The 21,269-nt window shown below is 40.2% G+C and carries 21 protein-coding genes, 1 pseudogene and 1 other annotated feature; of the genes and pseudogenes, 1 reads left to right on the top strand and 21 read right to left on the bottom strand.

Annotated features, from left to right (window positions below; genetic code table 11):
- The 12 genes and pseudogenes from ACESPO_RS10665 to rplM all read right to left on the bottom strand — a co-directional run bounded on the left by ACESPO_RS10665 (nt 1) and on the right by rplM (nt 10,458).
- Nucleotides 1-975: an ABC transporter ATP-binding protein gene (locus tag ACESPO_RS10665; RefSeq protein ID WP_499788798.1), complete on the bottom strand. Its 975-nt coding sequence runs from the start codon at nt 973-975 to the stop codon at nt 1-3.
- Nucleotides 976-978: 3 nt separating this feature from the next.
- Nucleotides 979-1,947, bottom strand: coding sequence for an ABC transporter ATP-binding protein (locus tag ACESPO_RS10660; RefSeq protein ID WP_009263673.1), 969 nt, complete (start codon nt 1,945-1,947; stop codon nt 979-981).
- Nucleotides 1,948-1,956: 9 nt separating this feature from the next.
- Nucleotides 1,957-2,817, bottom strand: a complete 861-nt coding sequence (locus tag ACESPO_RS10655) for an ABC transporter permease (RefSeq protein WP_499788797.1) — start codon at nt 2,815-2,817, stop codon at nt 1,957-1,959.
- A gap of 9 nt (nt 2,818-2,826) precedes the next feature.
- Entirely contained in the window at nt 2,827-3,747 is a 921-nt protein-coding gene (locus tag ACESPO_RS10650) for an ABC transporter permease (RefSeq protein ID WP_270602677.1), read from the bottom strand.
- Nucleotides 3,748-3,807: 60 nt separating this feature from the next.
- Nucleotides 3,808-5,469: an ABC transporter substrate-binding protein gene (locus ACESPO_RS10645; protein WP_016439859.1), complete on the bottom strand. Its 1,662-nt coding sequence runs from the start codon at nt 5,467-5,469 to the stop codon at nt 3,808-3,810.
- A gap of 171 nt (nt 5,470-5,640) precedes the next feature.
- A complete protein-coding gene (locus ACESPO_RS10640) occupies nt 5,641-6,642 on the bottom strand; it encodes an aldo/keto reductase (protein WP_499788796.1) in 1,002 nt (333 codons plus the stop codon).
- Between the two features lie 229 nt (nt 6,643-6,871).
- A pseudogene (locus ACESPO_RS10635) lies at nt 6,872-7,051 on the bottom strand (flavodoxin); the annotation flags it as partial.
- Between the two features lie 116 nt (nt 7,052-7,167).
- Entirely contained in the window at nt 7,168-8,040 is an 873-nt protein-coding gene (locus ACESPO_RS10630) for a LysR family transcriptional regulator (protein ID WP_499788795.1), read from the bottom strand.
- A gap of 276 nt (nt 8,041-8,316) precedes the next feature.
- Nucleotides 8,317-9,075, bottom strand: a complete 759-nt coding sequence (locus ACESPO_RS10625; RefSeq protein ID WP_499788794.1) for an EFR1 family ferrodoxin — start codon at nt 9,073-9,075, stop codon at nt 8,317-8,319.
- Nucleotides 9,076-9,077: 2 nt separating this feature from the next.
- Entirely contained in the window at nt 9,078-9,443 is a 366-nt protein-coding gene (locus ACESPO_RS10620) for an ArsR/SmtB family transcription factor (protein WP_320619599.1), read from the bottom strand.
- Between the two features lie 167 nt (nt 9,444-9,610).
- Nucleotides 9,611-10,003: a 30S ribosomal protein S9 gene (gene rpsI / locus ACESPO_RS10615; RefSeq protein WP_008977504.1), complete on the bottom strand. Its 393-nt coding sequence runs from the start codon at nt 10,001-10,003 to the stop codon at nt 9,611-9,613.
- Nucleotides 10,004-10,029: 26 nt separating this feature from the next.
- Nucleotides 10,030-10,458 (bottom strand): 50S ribosomal protein L13, encoded by a 429-nt coding sequence (gene rplM, locus ACESPO_RS10610; protein ID WP_008977505.1) that lies wholly within the window; start codon nt 10,456-10,458, stop codon nt 10,030-10,032.
- 383 nt (nt 10,459-10,841) lie between these two features.
- On the opposite strand from rplM, the gene ACESPO_RS10605 reads away from it, so the two are divergent.
- A complete protein-coding gene (locus ACESPO_RS10605; RefSeq protein ID WP_390108532.1) occupies nt 10,842-12,149 on the top strand; it encodes an alpha-amylase family glycosyl hydrolase in 1,308 nt (435 codons plus the stop codon).
- A gap of 146 nt (nt 12,150-12,295) precedes the next feature.
- Here the strand turns inward: ACESPO_RS10605 and ACESPO_RS10600 are convergent, their stop codons facing one another.
- The 9 genes from ACESPO_RS10600 to ACESPO_RS10560 form a co-directional block, all read right to left on the bottom strand.
- Nucleotides 12,296-12,805, bottom strand: coding sequence for a flavin reductase (locus ACESPO_RS10600; RefSeq protein ID WP_336305090.1), 510 nt, complete (start codon nt 12,803-12,805; stop codon nt 12,296-12,298).
- Between the two features lie 15 nt (nt 12,806-12,820).
- Nucleotides 12,821-14,044: a tyrosine--tRNA ligase gene (gene tyrS / locus ACESPO_RS10595; RefSeq protein WP_008977508.1), complete on the bottom strand. Its 1,224-nt coding sequence runs from the start codon at nt 14,042-14,044 to the stop codon at nt 12,821-12,823.
- On the bottom strand, nt 14,031-14,570 hold the full coding sequence (locus ACESPO_RS10590) for an NUDIX hydrolase (protein WP_009263688.1): 540 nt from the start codon (nt 14,568-14,570) through the stop codon (nt 14,031-14,033). Before ACESPO_RS10590 ends, tyrS begins: the two co-directional genes overlap by 14 nt.
- 178 nt (nt 14,571-14,748) lie before the next feature.
- Nucleotides 14,749-15,024 (bottom strand) — a binding site (T-box leader).
- Nucleotides 15,025-15,156: 132 nt separating this feature from the next.
- Nucleotides 15,157-16,062: a ribokinase gene (rbsK, locus tag ACESPO_RS10585; protein ID WP_016439867.1), complete on the bottom strand. Its 906-nt coding sequence runs from the start codon at nt 16,060-16,062 to the stop codon at nt 15,157-15,159.
- Nucleotides 16,063-16,081: 19 nt separating this feature from the next.
- The gene (locus ACESPO_RS10580; protein WP_009263690.1) at nt 16,082-17,068 is read right to left on the bottom strand and encodes a LacI family DNA-binding transcriptional regulator; all 987 of its coding nucleotides are present in this window, start codon (nt 17,066-17,068) and stop codon (nt 16,082-16,084) included.
- 224 nt (nt 17,069-17,292) lie between these two features.
- Complete coding sequence (locus ACESPO_RS10575; protein ID WP_499788793.1) at nt 17,293-18,036, bottom strand: copper homeostasis protein CutC; 744 nt, start codon at nt 18,034-18,036, stop codon at nt 17,293-17,295.
- A gap of 133 nt (nt 18,037-18,169) precedes the next feature.
- Complete coding sequence (gene nagE / locus ACESPO_RS10570; RefSeq protein ID WP_009263692.1) at nt 18,170-19,612, bottom strand: N-acetylglucosamine-specific PTS transporter subunit IIBC; 1,443 nt, start codon at nt 19,610-19,612, stop codon at nt 18,170-18,172.
- Nucleotides 19,613-19,722: 110 nt separating this feature from the next.
- The gene (locus tag ACESPO_RS10565) at nt 19,723-20,214 is read right to left on the bottom strand and encodes a PTS sugar transporter subunit IIA (protein WP_499788792.1); all 492 of its coding nucleotides are present in this window, start codon (nt 20,212-20,214) and stop codon (nt 19,723-19,725) included.
- 10 nt (nt 20,215-20,224) lie between these two features.
- Nucleotides 20,225-21,265: a hypothetical protein gene (locus ACESPO_RS10560; protein ID WP_117578663.1), complete on the bottom strand. Its 1,041-nt coding sequence runs from the start codon at nt 21,263-21,265 to the stop codon at nt 20,225-20,227.
- Nucleotides 21,266-21,269 lie beyond the last annotated feature (4 nt).

Raw genomic sequence — 21,269 nt, 5'->3', positions numbered from 1 at the left:
CTAAGCTAAGGGATGATGGCAAAAAAATATTGTTTCATTTCTTTTCTTTTGTTCTGGAAATTTCTGCTTACAAATATCTGTATGATATTTACAACGTGAATAGAATGGACACATATCTTCTCTTTTTTCTACTTTGATTTCATTGGCCTCTTGTAAAGATTGTTGCAAATCTTCTTTGTCCCCATTTGGAACTCTCATTTTAGGAACCGATTGGAGCAAATATTCTGTATAAGGATGTTTTGGATTGGTATACACTTCTTCAACGGAACCAATCTCACAGATTCTTCCCAAGTACATGATTGCAACTCGATCCGCAATATAACGCACAACTCCCAAATCATGTGAAATGAACAATAAACTCAAATTACGATTTTTCTGGATTTCCTTTAATAAATTCAAAATCTGTGCTTGTACAGAAACATCCAGTGCAGATACTGGTTCATCACATGCAATAAATGCCGGTTCCAATGCTAATGCTCTTGCAATCCCAATTCGCTGACGTTGTCCCCCTGAAAATTGATAAGGATATCGCTTCATATGCGTTTCGTTAAGCCCCACAATTTCCAATAGTTCTTTTACTTTTTTTCTTGCTTCCTTTTTATTTGCATACACTTTATTTGCCAAAAGCGGTTCCATCAGGATTTCTTCCACTTTCATCTTTGGATCTAAAGATGCATAAGGATCCTGAAAGACCATCTGCATATTTTTACGCATTTCCTTTTTTACTTCTTTTTTAGAAAAAATATTTTCTCCCTCAAAAAGTATATTTCCATCTGTCGGCTTTTCTAATCCTAGAATGATTCGTCCCAATGTTGTTTTTCCACATCCCGATTCTCCCACAAGAGCTAACGTTTCATTGTTGTAAATTTCTAAATCAACATGATGTAATACATGATTTTCCTTTTTTGCACTAAACAGTCCTTTTGCCACAAAAGTTTTACTTATATTTTGTGCTCTGATTAATGAATTTCCCATAAATTATCTACCCTCTTCAAATAAAAAGCATTTGACTTTTGTCCCATCATTTTGCTCATACAATTTTGGCTCTACTTTGGTACATCGTTCTGTTTTATGCGGACATCGCTCCGCAAATCGACATCCCTCCGGAATATTTTCGATAGACGGAACCGTTCCTTTAATCGCCATCAATTGATCTATTTTTTTCTCTGGATCAGGAGAAGCCTGAATAAGTGCCTGCGTATACGGATGTTTCGGAGATTGGAAAAATGTCCTTACATCTGCTTCCTCTACAATCTGGCCACAATACATCACATATACATAATCACAGTTTTCACAAATCACCGCTAAATCATGCGAAATCAAGATGAGCGATACTCCTCTTCTTTCACGCAAGGATCGCAGCAATTGTAAAATCTGAGCTTGAATTGTAACATCTAACGCGGTTGTCGGCTCATCCGCAATAATCAGGGATGGATCTGCTGCAATCGCCATAGCAATCATAATTCTTTGATTTAACCCTCCGGAAAGCTGATGTGGATATTGATCATACCTCATTTCTGCATCTGGTATTCCGACAGATTTCATGAGGGAAATAGTTTGTTTTTTTCTATCCTCTTTTGACAAATTTGTATGAATCTTCAAACTTTCTTCAATTTGTTTTCCTACTTTATGCAGTGGATGCAGGGCGCGCACTGGTTCTTGAAAGATCATAGAAATATCTTTTCCTCGCACTTTCCGTAATTCTTTTTCTTTTAGTGCCGTTAGTTCCTCACCAGAAAATAGAATCTGTCCTTCTTTTATTGCGATGTTCACCGGCATCAACTGCATGATTGCTAAACTTGTCATGCTTTTCCCGCAGCCAGATTCTCCTACAATCCCTACAATCTGTTGCTTTTTTACTTCTATATTTACTTTGTCTACAATCGAATACCCTGATTTTTTATCACCAATCGTGACATCTTTTACTTGTAATACTATATCTTCCATCATATCCCCCTATCTTTCTGAACATTTGGAATCCAACATATCTCTCAGGCTATCTCCGAAAAAATTGAGACACAAAGAAAGCAAAAGAATATAGATTGCTGGTGCCAGAGAAATCCATGGGGCATCAAACAGATACGTGCGTCCTTTAGATACCATAACTCCGAGACTTGTCTGTGGCGGCTGTGCACCAAATCCAAGGAAACTCAATCCTGCCTCTGAAAGAATTGCAACCGGGATAGACATTGTGTAAAGCACAAGCAGCAAAGAGCGAATATTGGGTAAAATATGTTTGATCATAATTTTCCATTTGCTCACTCCCATGGAACGCGCTGCTTCTATATATGTACTATTTTTTAGAGATAATGTTTGCGCTCTCACCGTTCTCGCTGTTCCAGCCCATCCAACTAAGATCAGTGCTAAAAATAAATTTTTTGTACTTGCTCCTAAATTGTAAACAATCGCCATCGCAAGAATCATAAACGGATAAGACAATACAATATCAACAATTCTCATAATCAATGTATCTACCCATTTTAATGTAGTCATTCCAGCTATCATTCCCAAAAATGTTCCAATGATCAAATTGATTGTTGTTGGTGCAAATCCAATAAATAGAGAGATTCTTGATGCATACAAAATTCTGCTGAAAATATCACGGCTCAATTCATCTGTTCCAAAAATGTGTTCCATAGAAGGAGCCGCCTTCGGTTTCATATACTGTGTTTCATTGATTCCATACGGTGCAATGAAATCTGCGAAAACAGCAAGAAAAATAAACAGCAAGATCATAAGAAAACTTATAAATCCTACTGGATCTTCTTTGACATACTTTTTTATTTTTCGTCCGGTATTTTTCATCATATTTTTCATGCTATCCTCCTAATCATAATGCACTCTTGGATCTGCCAGCGCATAAATAATATCCGCAATGAGATTTCCAATAATAATTAAAAATGTACTGAGAATAATCGTTCCTTGTAACAACGGTATATCACGATTGCTCAAAGCAGAGATTGATAAGGTTCCAATTCCCGGAATACTAAAAATATTCTCAGTGATCAATGCCCCTCCCAGCAATGATGTAAATTGCATCATCATAATCGTGATCACTGGAAGAATCGACATTTTTAGTGCATGAAAAATAACAATTCCCATATGCGACTTTCCCTTTGCCTTCGCTGTTGTTATATAATCTGCCTGAATCACATCAATCAAATTTGTACGTATTAAACGCGAAATCTCTCCTGCCATGCTCCATCCCAACACAATAGATGGTAAAATTAAATGTGCCGGTGTTGTAAATCCACTAATTGGCAGCCATTTTAATTTATAGGCAATTAAATACTGTAAAATAATTCCAATGGAAAATGTCGGCATTGATATTCCCATGAGCGACACTCCCATAAATAATTTATCCAGACATGTATTTTTCTTTAAAGCACTTATAATTCCTATCGGTATTCCTAAAATCCATGCAAATGCGATTGCCGATAATGCCAGCTTTATCGTATTAGGGAATGCATTTTTAATCAGATTGAATACTGGCTGATTCATTACAAAAGAGGTTCCCAAATCTCCATGTAATAAATCTTTTATATACAAACCAAATCGTACCAAAATCGGATCGTTCAAATGCATTTCTTCTTCCACTCGAGCCACCGTTTCGTTATTGATCTTATTTTGCATCATCGCGGTTACTGCATTTCCTGGAATGTAATTCATCAAGACAAACGTAATCAGTATGACCCCTAAAATAATAGGAACAGATACTGCGATTCGTTTTGCAATATATTTACGCATAAGTTTTTCTCCTTATATGTATAAAAGGTATCAAATCTGATACCTTTTATACATTGCTATTTATTTATTGTAAGAATCATCGATTTCTACATTATGTGTTGAGCAGCAAACCCATCCCTGCCAGCCAAGCTGAAAGTTCTTCAATCTTGGGCTAATGATGCATGTACGTTTTTCAGCTGCGATCGGTAAGTATAATGCCTGTTCTGTTACGATTTCTGATTCTAATGCCTGAAGGGCTGCAATTCTTTCTTTTGGATCAAGTTTTGCATTTGCTTCTTTGATCTTATCGCTTAACGCTTTGTCTTTGATGTTATATCCATTCGAAGCGCTATTTTCCACTGTAAATGTTGTGAAGAATGCTCCTGGATCCGGAACATCTGCTGTTACAGGTCCCAGTGAAATAGAATACCCTTCTCCACTTGCAATGGTATCCCAGTAAGATGTCATATCCATGTTTTTGATTTCAGCTTTAATTCCTGCTTCTCCAAGCATAGACTGAATCATTTCATTAATAGGATGTGTATATGTACTTTCTCCATTCTGAAGAATTGTAAGTGTCACATCTGACTCATGGCCTGCTTCTTTTAATAATTTTTTTGCTTCTTCTACATCGTATTTAATTGGTGTTTGATCTTCAGAGTATCCCGGAATTGCCGGAGGAAGAACACCATTTAATAACGTTCCTTCACCATTATAGAAGTTCTGATTGATCAAATCACGATTGATTGCTGCCTGAACAGCTTTTCTTACATTTACATCCGCCATGAATGTATCGTTCTGATTAAAAATCATGTAATCCATGCTTGGTGGCTGATATCCGATTAAGTAATCTTTCCAAAATTCATCATTTTTGAAATGCTCAAGGTCATCTGCCTTTACACCCATGTAATCTAACTCACCATTTTCAAACATCATCCGTTCGGTAGAGGCATCAATGTTCATTAAATAGCGGACTCCATCGATTTTAGCCGGTGTATTGAAATATTCATCATTTCTTACAAGATTGATCTCCTGATCTTGTGTCCAGTCTTTAAACTTCATATACCCTGTACCAACAGTATATTCTGGATCAAATCCAAATTTATCTTTTCCTTCTTCGACAGCTTTACGGTTATAGATAGAAGCCGGAGCACCTGTCATATTTGCAAGAAAAGATGCTGATGGCGCTGAAAGTGTGATCGCTACTGTGTAATCATCGATTACTTTAACACCTTCAATCACATCTGTTTTTCCATCCAGACGATCTTGGTACCCTTTTACTTCCTGATACTGAGCTGCATTGATACAAGCTTCTTCTGGATTTACAGCTTTATCAATGGTAAATAGTACATCATCTGCTTTTAATTCTTCGCCATTGTGGAATTTTACACCTTTTCTTAAGTGGAATGTGTACGTAAGACCATCTTCACTGATATCCCATTTTTCAGCAAGACTTGGAATAATCTCTGTTTCTCCAGCTTCATTCACAGTTACATCGACAAGACGATCATAAATCTGAAGCGGAATAAAATAATCTGCATTTGTTTTTTGAATGTCTAATGTTTTTGGGTTTTGAAATAATGTAAGAACCATGGTGTTCCCATTTTTACTTACATATTCTGTTTTTGTTTCGTTTTTCGCTGCAGCATTTTCTTCTTTTTTCTCTTCGCCTTTTCCGCATCCTGCGAACATCGAAACGGATAATGCAGCAACTAAAAACAGGCTCAAAAATTTCTTTTTCATATTTTTCCTCCTCTTTTATGTTTTCCAACACCAGTCACATTCTAACACTATCCGTTTCATATGTTAAATTGTTTTTCGTTATATACTTTATTCAAATTTTCTATAAAAACTTCTCCAAAAAGAACGTTGCCCATCGCTATAGGAATGCCTATTTATACTTAATTTAATTGGCTATTTTACTGTGCCCCTTGAAATTGTCTGTTCTGGATTATGATTAATTGCACCCACAATCGGATGTGGAACATACATTTCCTCCAAATATTCCATATCTAAATCTGTTAACTTTACATCCAAAGCTCTAACTGCATCATCAAGATATACTGTCTTGGTAGCACCGATAATCGGTGAAGAAATACCTTTCATCCACTGCCATGCAAGTGCAATTTGAGACATTTTGCAATTATGTTTTTGGGAAAGCTCATATACTCTCTCTACAATCTTCCTATCCTGCTTTTCCATGCCATCATATTTCCCCATGGCTACTCTATCTGTTTTGCTACGCAGTGAATTTGTTTTCCATTCTGGCCTGCTTAAATGTCCAGCCGCCAACGGACTATATGGTGTAAGAGAAACTCCCATCTGTCTACAAATAGGGATCAGTTCTCTTTCATCCTCTCGATAGAGCAAATTATAGTGATTCTCCATTACAGAAAATTGTGTCCAGCCACGTTCTTTTGCTATAAGCTGCATATTGTAAAACTGGTAACCATACATTGCAGATGCACCAATTGCTCTTACTTTTCCAGCTTTCACCAAATCATGCAGAGCCTCCATTGTTTCCTCAATCGGTGTATCATAATCAAATCTATGAATAATATACAAATCCAGATAATCTCTACCCAACCTCTGCAAAGTGCCTTCTATTTCCCGCAGGATTGCTTTTCGCGATAAACGTCCTTCATTAAAATATACTTTTGAAGCGATAACTACCTGATCCCTTGCAATATTTTTCTTGATTGCCTTACCAAGATATTCCTCGCTTGTCCCTGCCGAATATCCATTTGCTGTATCAAAGAAATTAATTCCAAGTTCCAACGCATGTTGGATTACTTTTTCACTTTCGTTTTCATCAATTGTCCAATCATGCATCGTTCCTACCTTCCCAAAACTCATGCAGCCTAAGCAAATTTTCGATACGCTGATATCCGTATTTCCTAATTTGACATATTCCATTTTTTATGCCCTCCCTTCGCAAATAAACATTCTATCTTTCCATAAATATCCATCTTTCTTTACTGCTTTTCATTATGCTAATTTGCTGTAATCTTCATTAGTAACCGGCTCACACCATTCATTTGAAGTAATTTCATGTTACATCTCTCCAAGCTTATAATGTTTCTACCCATTCAACGATTTGTTGTCTAGTTGCATTGTTAAATACCTTTTCTTCTGCAATCATGCTCTTATCATTCATCTCTATACTGCTTCTGGATTTTTTATCCATCCAATTAAGGTCAGCACTTGTATATGGAACCTCTGGTGTAATCTCAAACAAATCTGCTTTTGCACTATCAGCAATCATTTCTGCTACCTTTTTCGTTGTTCCACTTGCACTAAAATATGCCACTAATCTTTTTCCCATAGTTATTTGTCCCCTTTCTAAAAATAGATGTGCAAGATATCTTCTGATCCTGCACATCTATTCTATAATCTATCATCTTATCATGTCCAATACTTATATCGTATTCACATTTATGCCTAAAAAGCATTGATTTCTTCTATCATCTTATTTACTGCTTGTGAATAAGGAATATGTCTTCTCCATGCAATCACTACGCTCGCAGTAATCTCTGGATAAAGTCTCCTTTGCACAAGTATCTCTTCCCTCCAATATTTTACAGCACCCTCAATGGAAATTGGATACCCAAGTCCATTTGCCGCCATCACACCGGCATTTGTTCCAAGATTGCTTATAAATGAAATATCAAGACTGGAAAAATCTTTTCCAAACCAATTGGCAAGTTCGCTCTGAACCCCCACCCTTTCTGGTAAAATAAGCGGCTTATCCAAAATATCATTCTTTTCTATGTACTTCTTATTAGCAAGCGGATCATCAGGGCGCATTCCTACTACCCAATGATCGCAGTCTTTTATTCTAATATAATCAAGCCCTTCTGTATCCACTGGTTCCATGAACAATGCAATATCTACAAGCCCTTTATTCATCATCTCATATATAGTGTCCGCTGTTGCGGTATGAATCGCAATCTGGACAAGCGGATATTTTTCTTTATATTGCTTACATATTTTCGCCAATGTTTCTACTGCTGTAAACTCTCCGCACCCAAAAGTAACTGTTCCTTCTATCACTTCTTCAGTTCCTCTCAGTTCTTCCAACATTCGATCTTCAAGATTAAGGATTTCCAATGCTCTTCGCTTTAACAAAATTCCTCCATCTGTAAGCGTAATACTTCTCCCTTTGCGAACAAACAGAACGGTACCCAGTTCCTCCTCAAGCGCTGCAATCTGTCTGGATAAGGTTGGCTGTGTGATGTGTAGTTGTTCCGCTGCTTTTGTAAAACTTTGTTCTTTTGCCACCGTTAAAAAATAGCGTAAGATTCTTAATTCCATATTCATTTACCCCAAATTATCTTCTACTTCTTACTCAATTTAACAGAGCGAATCCCCCGCGACTGTTTCATCTACTCTACAATCGTTGCATGTCTATTCTTCTTTCTCCAAATACACATACACAGAATCCTTCCATGATCCTATATTCCAACAGTAGGATATTCCCTAACCATAAGAAGGAAAGATATAGATATCAGACTTCTACAAAAACTCTCCAAGTCTGAAGTCCAGAAAACCGGAATTCTCCTAATTATTATTTTATATTTATATACTGCACTATATAAAAAGTTCGTTTTCTTTTTCTTCTTGACAAGCAGCATTCATTTTCTTTGATGCAACCTTAACCATAAAGGAATTGACCTTTCTAGAATGACTTGGACATATTTTCACACATCGCATACATGATATACATAAATCTTTGTTTGTCTTTCTTGGATTTTCAATCGAGATTGCCCCTACAGGACATGCCTCTGCACAAACACCACATCCCGTGCAGCTTCTTCCTGCCTTTGGTTTTAATGGAACACCATTATATTCTCTATAGGGATAATTTCCCGGCAATCGTAATTCACTGTTTGCTGTATCCGTGTTCATTTTGTCTATAATTTTTTTCGTAAAGCCTTTCAATTCTTTTTTATCGTTAGCATCAGGACGTCCCGTTGCAAATTGATGCATAATAGAATGTTCTGCAATAGCAGCGATCGCAGCAAAACAATAAAAACCTCTTTTGCTTAAGTCATCTGCTAATTCTTTCAGAGTATCCTCAAATGCTCTATTTCCATATGATACCACCAATATAGCTTTTGCATGATTCCCTTTAAATTTATTCATTCTCTCTAGTGCAATACCTGGCACTCGGCCTCCATAAGATGGGACGCCAATCACACAAATATCGTCTGCATCAAATACTTGATCGACCATGTCTTCTTTTTTGCTAAGATCAATTTCCTGATAACTGCCAACTTCATTCGCCACCAAATTTGCAATCTCTTTTGTACTGTTTGTCGGACTAAAATAAATAGAATATACACTCATTTTTATAACCTCTTTTCGCTTTCTTTGCTACATCTTTTCAGCATTGGCTCTACTTGTTGCCAAAATAGTATCACTGGCTTTACTGTCGTATCATCAAAATCAATATAATAGTAATTCTTTGTTCCCTCACGTCTCATATTGATAATCCCTGCATCTAAGAGTACTTTAAGATGATGCGATACCGCGGAACGAGAAACATGACTTTTTTTCTGTATTTCACCAACTCGAATTCCTCCCATCCCCCCACTTTCTATTAAAGCTAACAGGATCTCTTGGCGGACTTGATCTCCTAGTATTGTCATAACCGGTCTAGCAAGATTATAAATTTCAATAAAATTTTTCTTCTCCAAGCTAAAATCCTTATCCATACACCCTCCTATGGTTAATCTTCGTCAACCATTATAGTTCATAAAAACTTCTACTTCAATATTGGTGTCGCAAATCAAGTTCATTATTTTGCTAAAAAAACTCCCCAGAACCAAAGTCCTGAGGAGTTATAAAATCTTTTTGAAATTGTACGTTCTGAAACGTATAATTAACGTTTGCTGAACTGTGGTGCTCTACGAGCTGCTTTGAGACCGTATTTCTTACGTTCTTTCATACGTGGGTCACGTGTTAAGTATCCTGCTTTTTTCAGAACTGGTCTGTAATCTGGATCTGCCTGAAGTAAAGCTCTTGCGATACCGTGACGGATAGCTCCAGCCTGTCCTGTGTATCCACCACCGCGTACGTTTACTAATACGTCGAATTTGTCAAGTGTCTCTGTTGCTACTAATGGCTGACGAACAACAACTTTTAATGTCTCTAATCCTAAATATTCGTCGATGTCTCTTTTATTGATTGTAATGTTACCTGTTCCCGGTACTAAATATACTCTTGCGATTGATTTTTTTCTTCTTCCTGTTCCGTAGAATTTTGCTTTAGCCACTGTAATTTCCTCCTTTCAACCTTTCCTTAAAATGTTAATACTTCTGGTTTCTGAGCCTGATGATCATGCTCTGGTCCAGCGTATACATGAAGCTTTTTGATCATTGATCTTCCTAAAGGTCCTTTTGGAAGCATTCCTTTTACAGCAAGTTCGATTACTTTCTCTGGTTTCTTATCCATCATTTCTCTTAATGTAGTTTCTTTCATTCCACCTACATAATCAGAGTGATTGTAGTAGATTTTCTGATCTAATTTTTTACCTGTAACTGCAATCTTCTCTGCATTTACAACGATTACGTAATCTCCTGTGTCGATGTGCGGTGTATAAACTGGTTTATTTTTTCCTCTTAATACTTTTGCGATTTCTGATGTTAAACGTCCTAATGTCTTGTCTGTTGCGTCAACTACATACCATTTTCTTTCAATCTTATCTGGATTAGCCATGTAAGTTTTCATTGGTCGACCTCCTAATATATTCTCTCATTAAATCAATATTGTTTATTATGAAATCAGCTCACTCCGGGGCTTTGGTGTAAACTGTTTCTTCTCATGTCATACTTTATGATTATATTATGAATACGTCTTTCTGTCAACTGTTTTATCGTATTTTTCTACTGTTTTGCAACATTTTTCTTCTCTCTCCCAGCTATATTCCTCCTAGTCCTGATCCACAAATTTTTTATATTCTTCCTGAAATCACCTACATTTCCTCTGAAATGTCACAAGCAATTTCTTTCACCCGATTTTAAAATCCCACATTCTGTGGTATACTGTGTTTACACTGGAATCCGCTCCTAAATGGCAGGTTCCAAAATTAACAGCAACGGAAGGAATTTTTTATGTGGGCATATCATAGTACATTTTATCAGATTTATCCAATCGGTTTCTGCGGTGCACCACTTTCCAATGATGGAATCGTAACACCACGAATCCGAAAAGTCCTTGACTGGACAGATTATCTTCAGTCACTCGGTATCGATGCGATCCTCTTTAATCCGGTCTTCGAATCAGATACGCACGGTTACGACACAAAAGATTTCACAAAACTGGACTGTAGGCTCGGATCAAATGCGGATTTTTCCGAAGTCTGCCAGTCACTCCATGCACATGGCATTAAGATTGTGCTGGATGGTGTCTTCAATCATGTCGGAAGAAATTTTTGGGCTTTTGAAGATGTCAGAAAATACAAATGGGATTCCGCTTACAAAAACTGGTTCCATATCAGTTTTGACCGCAACAGCTGCTACAATGATGGATTCTGGTACGAGGGCTGGGAAGGACATTTTGAACTGGTCAAACTGAACCTCCAGAATCCTGCGGTTGTCGATTACCTTCTTTCGTGTGTCCAAAAATGGATCACAGAATTTGATATCGATGGTCTGCGCCTGGATGTCGCATACAGCCTTGACCGCAATTTCATGCACCGTCTTCGCAATTTCTGCGCGGAGCTAAAACCTGATTTTGCTTTGATCGGAGAAGTACTCTTCGGCGATTACAACTTGATTGTCAACGATGAACTGCTTCACAGTTGCACAAACTATGAATGTTACAAGGGTCTCTACTCCAGCTTCAACGATAGGAACCTTTTTGAGATTGCACACTCTCTGAATCGTCAGTTTGGTCCTGAACAATGGTGTCTTTACCGTGGAAAACACCTGATGACTTTTGCAGATAATCACGATGTGACAAAGATCGCAAGTATCCTGAACAATCCATCACATCTTCCGCTCGTATATGGACTGCTGTTTTCCATGCCGGGAATTCCCTGCCTTTATTACGGAAGTGAATGGGGAGCAGAAGGCGTGAAATCTCCTGACAATGATTATGCTTTGCGCCCGTGTTTTGAGAAACCACTGCCAAATGCTCTTACTGATTTTGTATCAAAACTAATCTCCGTCCGGAAAAGCCACGATGCACTCTGCAATGGTTCTTACCGAAATGTAGTGATCCAAAATCATCAGCTGATCTTTGAGCGCTGTTCTGAAAGCGAACGGATTCTTGTAGCAGTCAACGCAGGGGACAACGAATACACTGCATATTCCGGCGAATTAAACGGCACAGCCGAAGAGTTACTAAGCGGAGAAACTGTGAATATGAACGGACAGGTTTCTCTTCCTCCTTACAGTGTACAGTATTTTCAAATGTAGTACTTTTTACGAGTATATTTTCAACCAATGTTTCTGTAATATTATTTTAAAATGCGTATCTTAAGCGAAGAGTTTCCATAATTCAAAACAAAAAAAGAGCCTGATCTCCTTCTATTTTTGAAGGAATTCAAGCTCTTTTTCTCCTCCTATGCTTCTTTTACAAGCACTTTTGTGATCTCTGCAATATACATTGTATGGTAATCTTTCTCCGGATACCATCTCGCATCGTTTTCTGTTGCAATAAATTTCTCTGGTTTAATCTCATCTGCATAAAGTTTCCGACATACAAAAATCATTTCCGCCTCTTCAAATGCAGTTGTTCCATCTACAAAGTATGGTGTCAGTCCAGCTTCTTTGATTTTATCCCCGTCACGTCCAGACACTTTTCCACAAAGTGCAAGCGCTTCTCGGCAGTTTTCCCCAAAAAATGTAATTGTAAACACATCTTGTGCATCCACGAACTCTTTTGTGTAGCGCTGCGGACGAATGTAAGTTGTGACAACATTTTTTCCCCAGAGAACACCAACACCACCCCAGCTTGCAGTCATCGTATTGTGCTTTTTCTCATCTCCAGCCGTAATTAAAAGCCATTCTTTTCCAATCTTTGTAAATGGATTGAACTGTAATTCTTCGATTTTGATTTCTCTAAATGCCATATTTTTCCCTTCTCTCTATTTCATCACGATCTTACGGAAGTTTTTCTTTCCTCTCTTCAGCACGAAGTCTTCTCCATCAAATGTCTCAGGAGCATATGCTGTCTTAATATCTTCTACTTTCTCTCCGTTTACAGACACACCGCCCTGCTGTACTGCACGTCTTGCCTCGGATTTGGATGGAACAAGTCCGCTCTTTACAAGAAGTGTCAGGATATCGATCATTCCTTCTGTGAAATCACTTTCCTCTAATTCAGCAGTAGGCATATTTGCTGCATTTCCGGAACTGAAGAGTGCTCTGGAACTTTCCTGTGCTTTGACTGCTTCTTCTTCACCGTGCACAAGTTTTGTCAGCTCGTATGCAAGAATCTCTTTTGCCTGATTTAACTGGCTTCCTTCCCATTTGTCCATTGCATCAATCTCTTCCAGCGGAAGGAATGTAAGCATGCGGATGCATTTTAATACATCGGCATCTGCGATATTTCTCCAGTACTGGTAGAATTCAAATGGGGAAGTCTTGTTCGGATCAAGCCATACTGCACCGGACTGTGTTTTTCCCATCTTCTTTCCCTCGGAGTTTAAAAGCAGTGTAATTGTCATCGCACTTGCATCTTTTCCAAGTTTTCGACGGATCAATTCTGTTCCTGCAAGCATGTTGCTCCACTGATCATCTCCTCCGAACTGTAAATTACATCCGTATTTCTGGTACAGTGCGTAGAAATCGTATGCCTGCATGATCATGTAGTTGAATTCCAGGAAGCTAAGTCCTTTTTCCATACGCTGTTTGTAGCATTCTGCAGTCAGCATACGGTTGACGCTGAAGTGAGCTCCCACTTCACGGAGCAATTCAATATAATTCAGATCTAACAGCCAGTCTGCGTTGTTGACCATCATAGCTTTTCCTTCTGAGAAATCGATAAATTTGCTCATCTGTTCTTTGAAACAGTCACAGTTATGCTGGATCTGCTCCGGTGTCATCATTGAACGCATATCTGTTCTTCCTGATGGGTCCCCGATGTATCCGGTTCCTCCTCCAATCAGAGCGATTGGCTTGTTCCCTGCCATCTGAAGACGTTTCATCAGACAGAGTGCCATGAAATGTCCCACATGAAGGCTGTCTGCTGTCGGGTCAAATCCAATATAAAATGTCGCCTTTCCTTCATTGATCAAATTGCTGATCAATTCCTCATCTGTCACCTGTGCGATCAGTCCTCTTGCTTTCAATTCATCATAAATTTTCATGTTTCTTTTCCTCTCCTTCATTTTTAATCAATTTCCAAAATGCTTCTTCAAACTGCCGGAAACGTCGATAGACCGGTTCTGCCAGTGTTCCATCCTCTCCCATTTGGATAAATTTCTCCAAAGTTACCCATCGAGCATCTGCTGTCTCATTTTCCTGCAGGACAATATCCGAAAGTTCTACATCTTTTCTCACCACATAGAAATCATAAAATGCACTGATTCCCCTGACACTTCCAAGCAGCATCAGTTCTTCTTCTGATACACCGATTCCGGTTTCTTCCTTAAGCTCCCTGACTGCTCCCTGACGGCTTGTCTCCCCTGCAAGTACGCTTCCTCCTGTATTTTCCCAGCAATTTGCGTAAGTTTCCTTCGCCGGATGTCGAAGTGTGACCAGAATCTCTTCCTTGCTGTTCACTACACATACAACGACAACAACATGATAATGCCCCGGTGCAAGTGGCTCCTGCCGGTTATGCTGTTTATATAAAAATCTGCGATTTTCATCAAATAGATCCCAAAGTTCCATTTTGTATCCCCCTTTCAGGTAGTATCCTTATTTTCCTGTATCATTCTCCGCAAGCGATGTCGCCAGCGGCTAATTCCCTTTCCGCGAACTACGCATTCTCATGCAAAGCGTTTTTATTACAGAAAATTCCGAAGAAATCCCTATGCAATAAAAAAACTCCTGCCCTCTCTGTTTCATCAGAAAGGGCAGGAGTAAATCCTGCGGTACCACCTTTTTTCACAGACGACTCGCATCATCTGTCTCAGTAAGTATCAGTGTCTCATCCTCTCCTGATGAACAAAACATAATACTCAGATACGATAACGTGTATCTACTCCGTCACAGCCTACTTGATCTGTTCGGTGTGAAGCTCCAAGAGGTATTCATAACAAACGGTCCATGCGCCTCTCATCACCCGGCTGCTTTCTGTCTGAACGTGATGTCCGTTATTACTTATTCTTTTCATCGCTGATGTCTTATATGTTGCCTATCGTACTCCATTTGTCCCATTTTGTCAAGGCTGTGCCCACCATCTTTTTTATCAATTTTTAAATCTTCTGTGAGTTCTTGCCCGCAGACTACATTTCCTTATCCTATTGCTATTTACTTATCCAATCTTTTCCTCGTTCCGCTTTAATTCTCTCTCAACTTCCTCTGCAGTTGGCATTCCACCCTGTGCCCCAAATTTTTCAGTCGAAAGACTTGCCGCCGTATTTGCATAACGAAGCGCCTCTGCAATCGGCTCTCCTTTAGCAATCTGCACTGAGAAAGCACCATTTAATGTATCGCCTGCCCCGGTCGTATCAGCCACAATTGCTGGTCTTGCCGGAACGGTCAGTACTTCTCCATTTTTTCTGCACACAGATACTCCCCTAGATCCCTGCGTGATCACAAGTTTCTCTGGATATTTTTTCAGAAGTTCTTCGGTCGTCTCTTCCTCACCGAAAATAAGTACCGCCTCATGTTCATTCGGTGTCAGATACGTCACTTTCTCAATGATATCAAGAGGCACCTTCGCTGCCGGCGCCGGATTTAAAATCACCTTGATTCCATTTTCCGCGCAGAAACAAATTAAATCGTGGACTGTTTCCAGAGGAATTTCCTGCTGCAGCACAACCATATCAAACGCCTTTAATTCTTCCTTGATACTGTCTGCATAGATCTGGTCTACCTGTCCGTTAGCCCCCGGCACAACGATGATCGTATTGTCATTTTCCCCAACCGTAATCAAGGCAATTCCGGTCGGAACTTCTTTTAGAACTTTGATATGTCTGGTCCCGACCCCTTCTTTTCTAAGATTTTCAAGCAACTTTTCTCCATTGCTATCATCCCCCACACATCCGAACATCTCTACTTCTGCTCCAAGTCTCGCCATCGCGACCGCCTGGTTCGCACCTTTCCCGCCCGGAATATAGTGAATGCTGTCCCCAAGCAGTGTCTCCCCTTTCAACGGAATCCGCTCAGCGGTCACTGTCATATCCATGTTTATACTTCCCACTACTGCCAACTTCATACCCATTGTCCTCCATGTTCTACATTTTATTCTTTGTTGTCTCTCCTTTGATCAGCATCACTGGAAACTTCATCTCTCTATCCCTTGGAAGTTCCTTCACAGTACCTAAAATCATCTGCACCGCACATTTGCCCATCTCTTTGATCGGCTGTGCAACTGTCGTCAGCTCCGGTGTCAAAAAACGTCCAAATTTTACACCATCAAATCCAATAATCTGGATGTCTTCCGGTACCCGGTATCCCCTTTTTTGCAGTACTTTATATACCGAAACCGCAGTCATATCATTGCAGGCAATGATTCCGTCTGTGTCCGGATAGCGTCTGAGTACTTCTTCTGCGGCTTTGGCTCCATCCTCATACTTGTATGTACTGTCCACAAAACGCTCCTTCATGCTATGCTGACGACATACTTCCCGGTATCCCTCGTATCGCTTCTTGCCGCTGGACAATTCTTGGGGGCCTCGAATACATGTGATCTGCCTGCATCCACATGCAATCAGATACTCCGCCGCCAGTTTTCCCCCTGCATAATGATCTGCCTCGATAACACTGGTCTGTCCCATCTCATCCAAACGTCTGTCCACAAAAACGATTGGCATGGAAACTGCCTCATAACTCTGGCTTTTTTCTCCGGTATTTGTCATTAAGATCACACCATCCGCCTGAAGCTGTGCAAGCATTTGCAGGTTTGCAAGTTCCTTCTCTTTCTGATCATCCGAGTTACAGAGAAGGATACGATATTCCTGTTCATACGCTTCCTTCTCAATCGCCTTTGCAAGTTCACTGAAAAATGGATTCTCAATATCCGGCACGATGACTCCGATTATCTTTGATGATTTCCGGTATAGCGCCCTTGCAAGTTCGTTTGGTCTGAAACCGGTTTCTTCAATCGCTTTTTCCACCCGTTCCCGCTTCTCCTCATCTACTCTCGCAGTTCCGTTGATCACGCGGGAAACCGTGGCGGGAGACACCCCCGCGCGCTTTGCTACTTCTCTGATACTTGCCATCCACTTTCCCTCCTTTCTGTTCACTGCTCCATTTTCTCCTAAAAATGTGACAAAATTTTCATTATGAAACCCGTTTCAAATCTGCTTTTAGTATACCCTTTCTACTTCTTTTTGTCAATTTAAAGGCAAAAGTATTTTCCCCCCTTAACCAAAAACTCAAAAGCCCTTCCATGCAGACAGATGTTCTTTTTCTATCTACACGGAAGGGTACACCTCACATCCTTTTAAAACTGATCTACAATCTTTCTTGCCTCTTTGATTTTCTCGACACTGCTCTGCCAGATTTCATATTCGCTGAATCCTGGAAGTCCCATATTGACACCTTCTCTCCGGAAAGTCATTTTACTTTCCACAACAACTTTCCCCGACATATGATAGGATGCAATTCCAGTCTCCTCATGCAGCTGATCGATGATTTCCGGCTTGATCCCGCTTCCTGCCAAAATCTCTATCCTTCCTCTGCTCTCTTGCTGCAGCTTTGCAAGAAATTCTCTTCCTTCCCACGCAGAGTTTTTCTGTCCGCTTGTGAGAATTGTCCGGCATCCTAATGAGATTGCCTGCTCCAGCGCTTCCAGGGCATCCCTGCTTACGTCAAAAGCGCGATGCAGAGCCACATCCATATCTCCTGCCTCCGCGATCAACCCCTGCATCTGCTCCATGTTCAGGGAACCATCCGGATTCAGGCAGCCGATCACAATCCCGTCTGCCCCCAGCCGCCGAAACAACTTTACCTCTTCTTTCAAAATCTCATACTCATTCTGACTGTAACAGAAGTCTCCGAATCTCGGTCTTAAAAGCACTCTGATTTTAAGGCTTGTCTCTTTGCGGATCTTCTCAAACAATGCCTGAGACGGTGTTGTTCCTCCAATCACAAGATTTCCGCACAATTCAATCCAATCTGCCCCTCCTCTTTCTGCTGCCAGAGCAGACTCCATGCTGTCTGCACACACTTCTAAAATACCTGCCATTTTTTTCTCCTCTCCTGAACCTGATTTCATCTGTATGATACTGTTTCCACTATATCATAAAACCGCCGCCTTGTAACTGCTTCCAGCTACCCGACAGCGGTTCTGTTTTAAAAGGGATTAAACTATCTCATGCTTATTTACAAAGCTTTTTAAATTCATCAGCTACAAACTGAACTTTTGTTCCAATAATAACCTGTACAGCTGTTTTGCTTGGACGGATCACTCCTGCTACACCGGCAGATTTGATCTTATGCTCATCGATTAATGTATAATCTTTGATCTCCAGACGAAGTCTTGTAATACAGTTGTCAATAGAAGTTACGTTTGCCGGTCCGCCGACACCTTCGAGAACAATTTTTGCAATTCCTGTGAAGTCATTGTTTGCCAGTTCTACTTTTGTCTCATCAATATTGTCATCTTCACGTCCCGGTGTCTTCATGTTAAATTTCACAATCACGAAACGGAATACTACATAGTAAACCGCACCAACTACAAGCCCGATTGGGATCAGAAGCAGTGGATTCTGTGCAAATGGAGCTTTAAAGCTCAGGATCCAGTCAACCAAGCCTGCACTGAAGTTGAAACCAGCTCTTACAGGAAGTGCTGCAACAACTGCCATAGAGATACCTGTCAATACTGCGTGTACACCATAGAGCGCCGGTGCAAGGAACATGAAGGAGAATTCCAGAGGTTCTGTAACACCATTGAAGAAGGAAGCAACTGCTACTGACATCAGGAGACCTGCTGCCGCTTTCTTCTTTGTATCTTTTGCTGTGTGATACATTGCTAAAGCTGCTGCCGGAAGACCGAACATCATTACAGGGAAGAATCCTGCCATGTACATACCAGTTGTTCCCATTACACCGCCTTCTGCATTTCCCCAGAATTTTGCGATATCGTTAATTCCCGCAACGTCAAACCAGAATACAGAATTCAGTGCGTGGTGCAGACCGAATGGAATCAGCAGTCGGTTGAAGAAACCGTAAAGACCTGCTCCGATCGGACCTAAATCCATGATAAATTTACCAACAGCTACCAGTACATTGTAAATGATTGGCCATACAAAGAACAGTACTAAGCTGGAAACTAAAGATGCCCCTGCGGTAACGATCGCAACACATCTCTTTCCACTGAAGAATGAAAATGCATCTGGCAATTTTGTATTTTTAAATTTGTTGTAGCAGGCAGCTGCGATCAGACCACAGAGAATACCGATGAACTGTGTCTGAACTTTTCCAAATGCCGGGTCTACTTTTTCCACTGCTGTGTTTGTGAGCATTGCCACAACATCTGTGGAAAGTAATGTCGTTGTCATGATCCATGAAACGAGTCCGGCAAGACCTGCGGTACCATCGTTATCGTCAGACATACCAACAGCTACACCGATTGCAAACAAGATTGGCATCTGGTCGATCAGACATCCGCCGCCCTTTAATAAAAATGCTGCAATTACATTGTTTGCCCCCCATCCAGTCGGGTCGATCCAGTAACCGATTCCCTGCAGGATAGCCGCAACTGGAAGACATGCAACCGGAAGCATCAGAGATTTACCTAATCTTTGAAGATATCTCATCATAATTTTTTCCTCCTTACTCTTAATCCCTTTTGATTCACAATGAAAGTCCTCTTTTTCTTTCATTATTTATTTTACACCGGAGTCCCGGCAATAAAATCCTTAGTAATTTGCTAATTTTTCAGCTGAATCTTCACAACATCTTCGCCTGGAACAACGTCTTTCCCTGCAAGACCTTCCACTGCTGCGTACTCATCTGTATTACATACGAGGATCGGTGTCACAATATCATATCCGGCTGCCTGAACCGCATCCAGATCGACACTTAACATCAGATCACCTTTTTTTACTTTGTCCCCTGCCTGAACATGAGCCTCAAATCCTTCTCCCTTCAACTCCACCGTATCCAGACCGACATGCACTAAAATCTCCACCCCATTATCTGCTGTCATGCTGACTGCATGAAGTGTCTCAAATACCATCGCGATTTCTCCATCTGCCGGTGCATAGATTTTGCCCTCAGACGGCACGATTGCAACTCCCTGGCCTAGCATTCCTGAATTGAATGTCGGGTCGTTTACTTCTTTTAACTCTACGGCTTTTCCTTTTGCCACCGCACCGAGCATATATGTATTGTTTTGTTTCTTCTTAAAAAAATTAAACATCTTGTTCCTCCTAGTCATATTGAAAACAGTCTGCAAAGGCAAGACGGTTCTTTGCTTCCTTCTCTGATAAATATCGATGTCCTGCCAGCGAACTGCTTTTTGCTCCACTGGCATCTACGTAAACCGTCTGATCTCCAATTTTCACTGCGCACAGAACATACTGTTCATCCTGACTCCATTTCCCATTCCAGTGTCCCATGACAACATGCGAATCCATGCCGGCTCTTCTGCAAAGTTCCGAAAAAATCTTTGCATACCCAAGTACACTTGCTTTTTTCTCGGTAACTGCCACAAGATGATTTTGCAGATACACTTGCTCCAGCATCTCTCCCATATGTGAAAGTTCACTTGCCGTCGTGACAGTGTCATCCGGAACTTTCATTTCTTGATCAAGCCATTTCAGGAAATAGTCAACGGTACTCTTCTGACCGCTGTTTTCAGGGATTCCATCTATGATCTCAGACAGTACACGCTCTGTCTCTTCCTGTTTTTCTTTAATCTTTACTATCTTTTCTTCGTCGTTGACCGACAGGCCTTTCTGGATCTCCTCTGCATTTTTCAGTGTTCCGTCATCTGCAATCTCCCCTGGTGTCTCAATCCCACTGGCACAGGATAAAAACAGCACGACCTTTGTGATCTCATCCTCTGTGATCTTGGAAAAATCTTTCTCATCATTGAGAAGATACACATTATCTTCATTCATCGGAATATCTACGAATCCATAGAAATAATTATATCCTTCATATTCCAATGCCACCGTGATCCGCTCATATTCTTTTCCGTTCACAGCTTTCGGAAGAGTCAGTATCCCTCCCTGAAATTGCTCAATCTGATCTTTCAGGAACAGATATACTTCCATCTCCTTTTTTGTCAACTGATCCAAATAAAATTCTGCACTTTTTACAGTTTCTTCTCTCGGCTCATCTTTCAGTTCATCTTCTACAGATTGTTCCATCACGCTTTTTCTCTGGAAACCAAAAATAACTGTAAATACTGCCAGTAGGATAAGACCGATCAGAACAATCTTTTTATGCCTGCGAACATACTCCATCTGT

Source organism: Coprococcus sp. HPP0074, assembly GCF_964238105.1.
Taxonomy (GTDB): Bacteria; Bacillota; Clostridia; order Lachnospirales; family Lachnospiraceae; genus Faecalimonas; species Faecalimonas umbilicata.
This window is presented reverse-complemented; position numbering and strand designations above follow the sequence as displayed.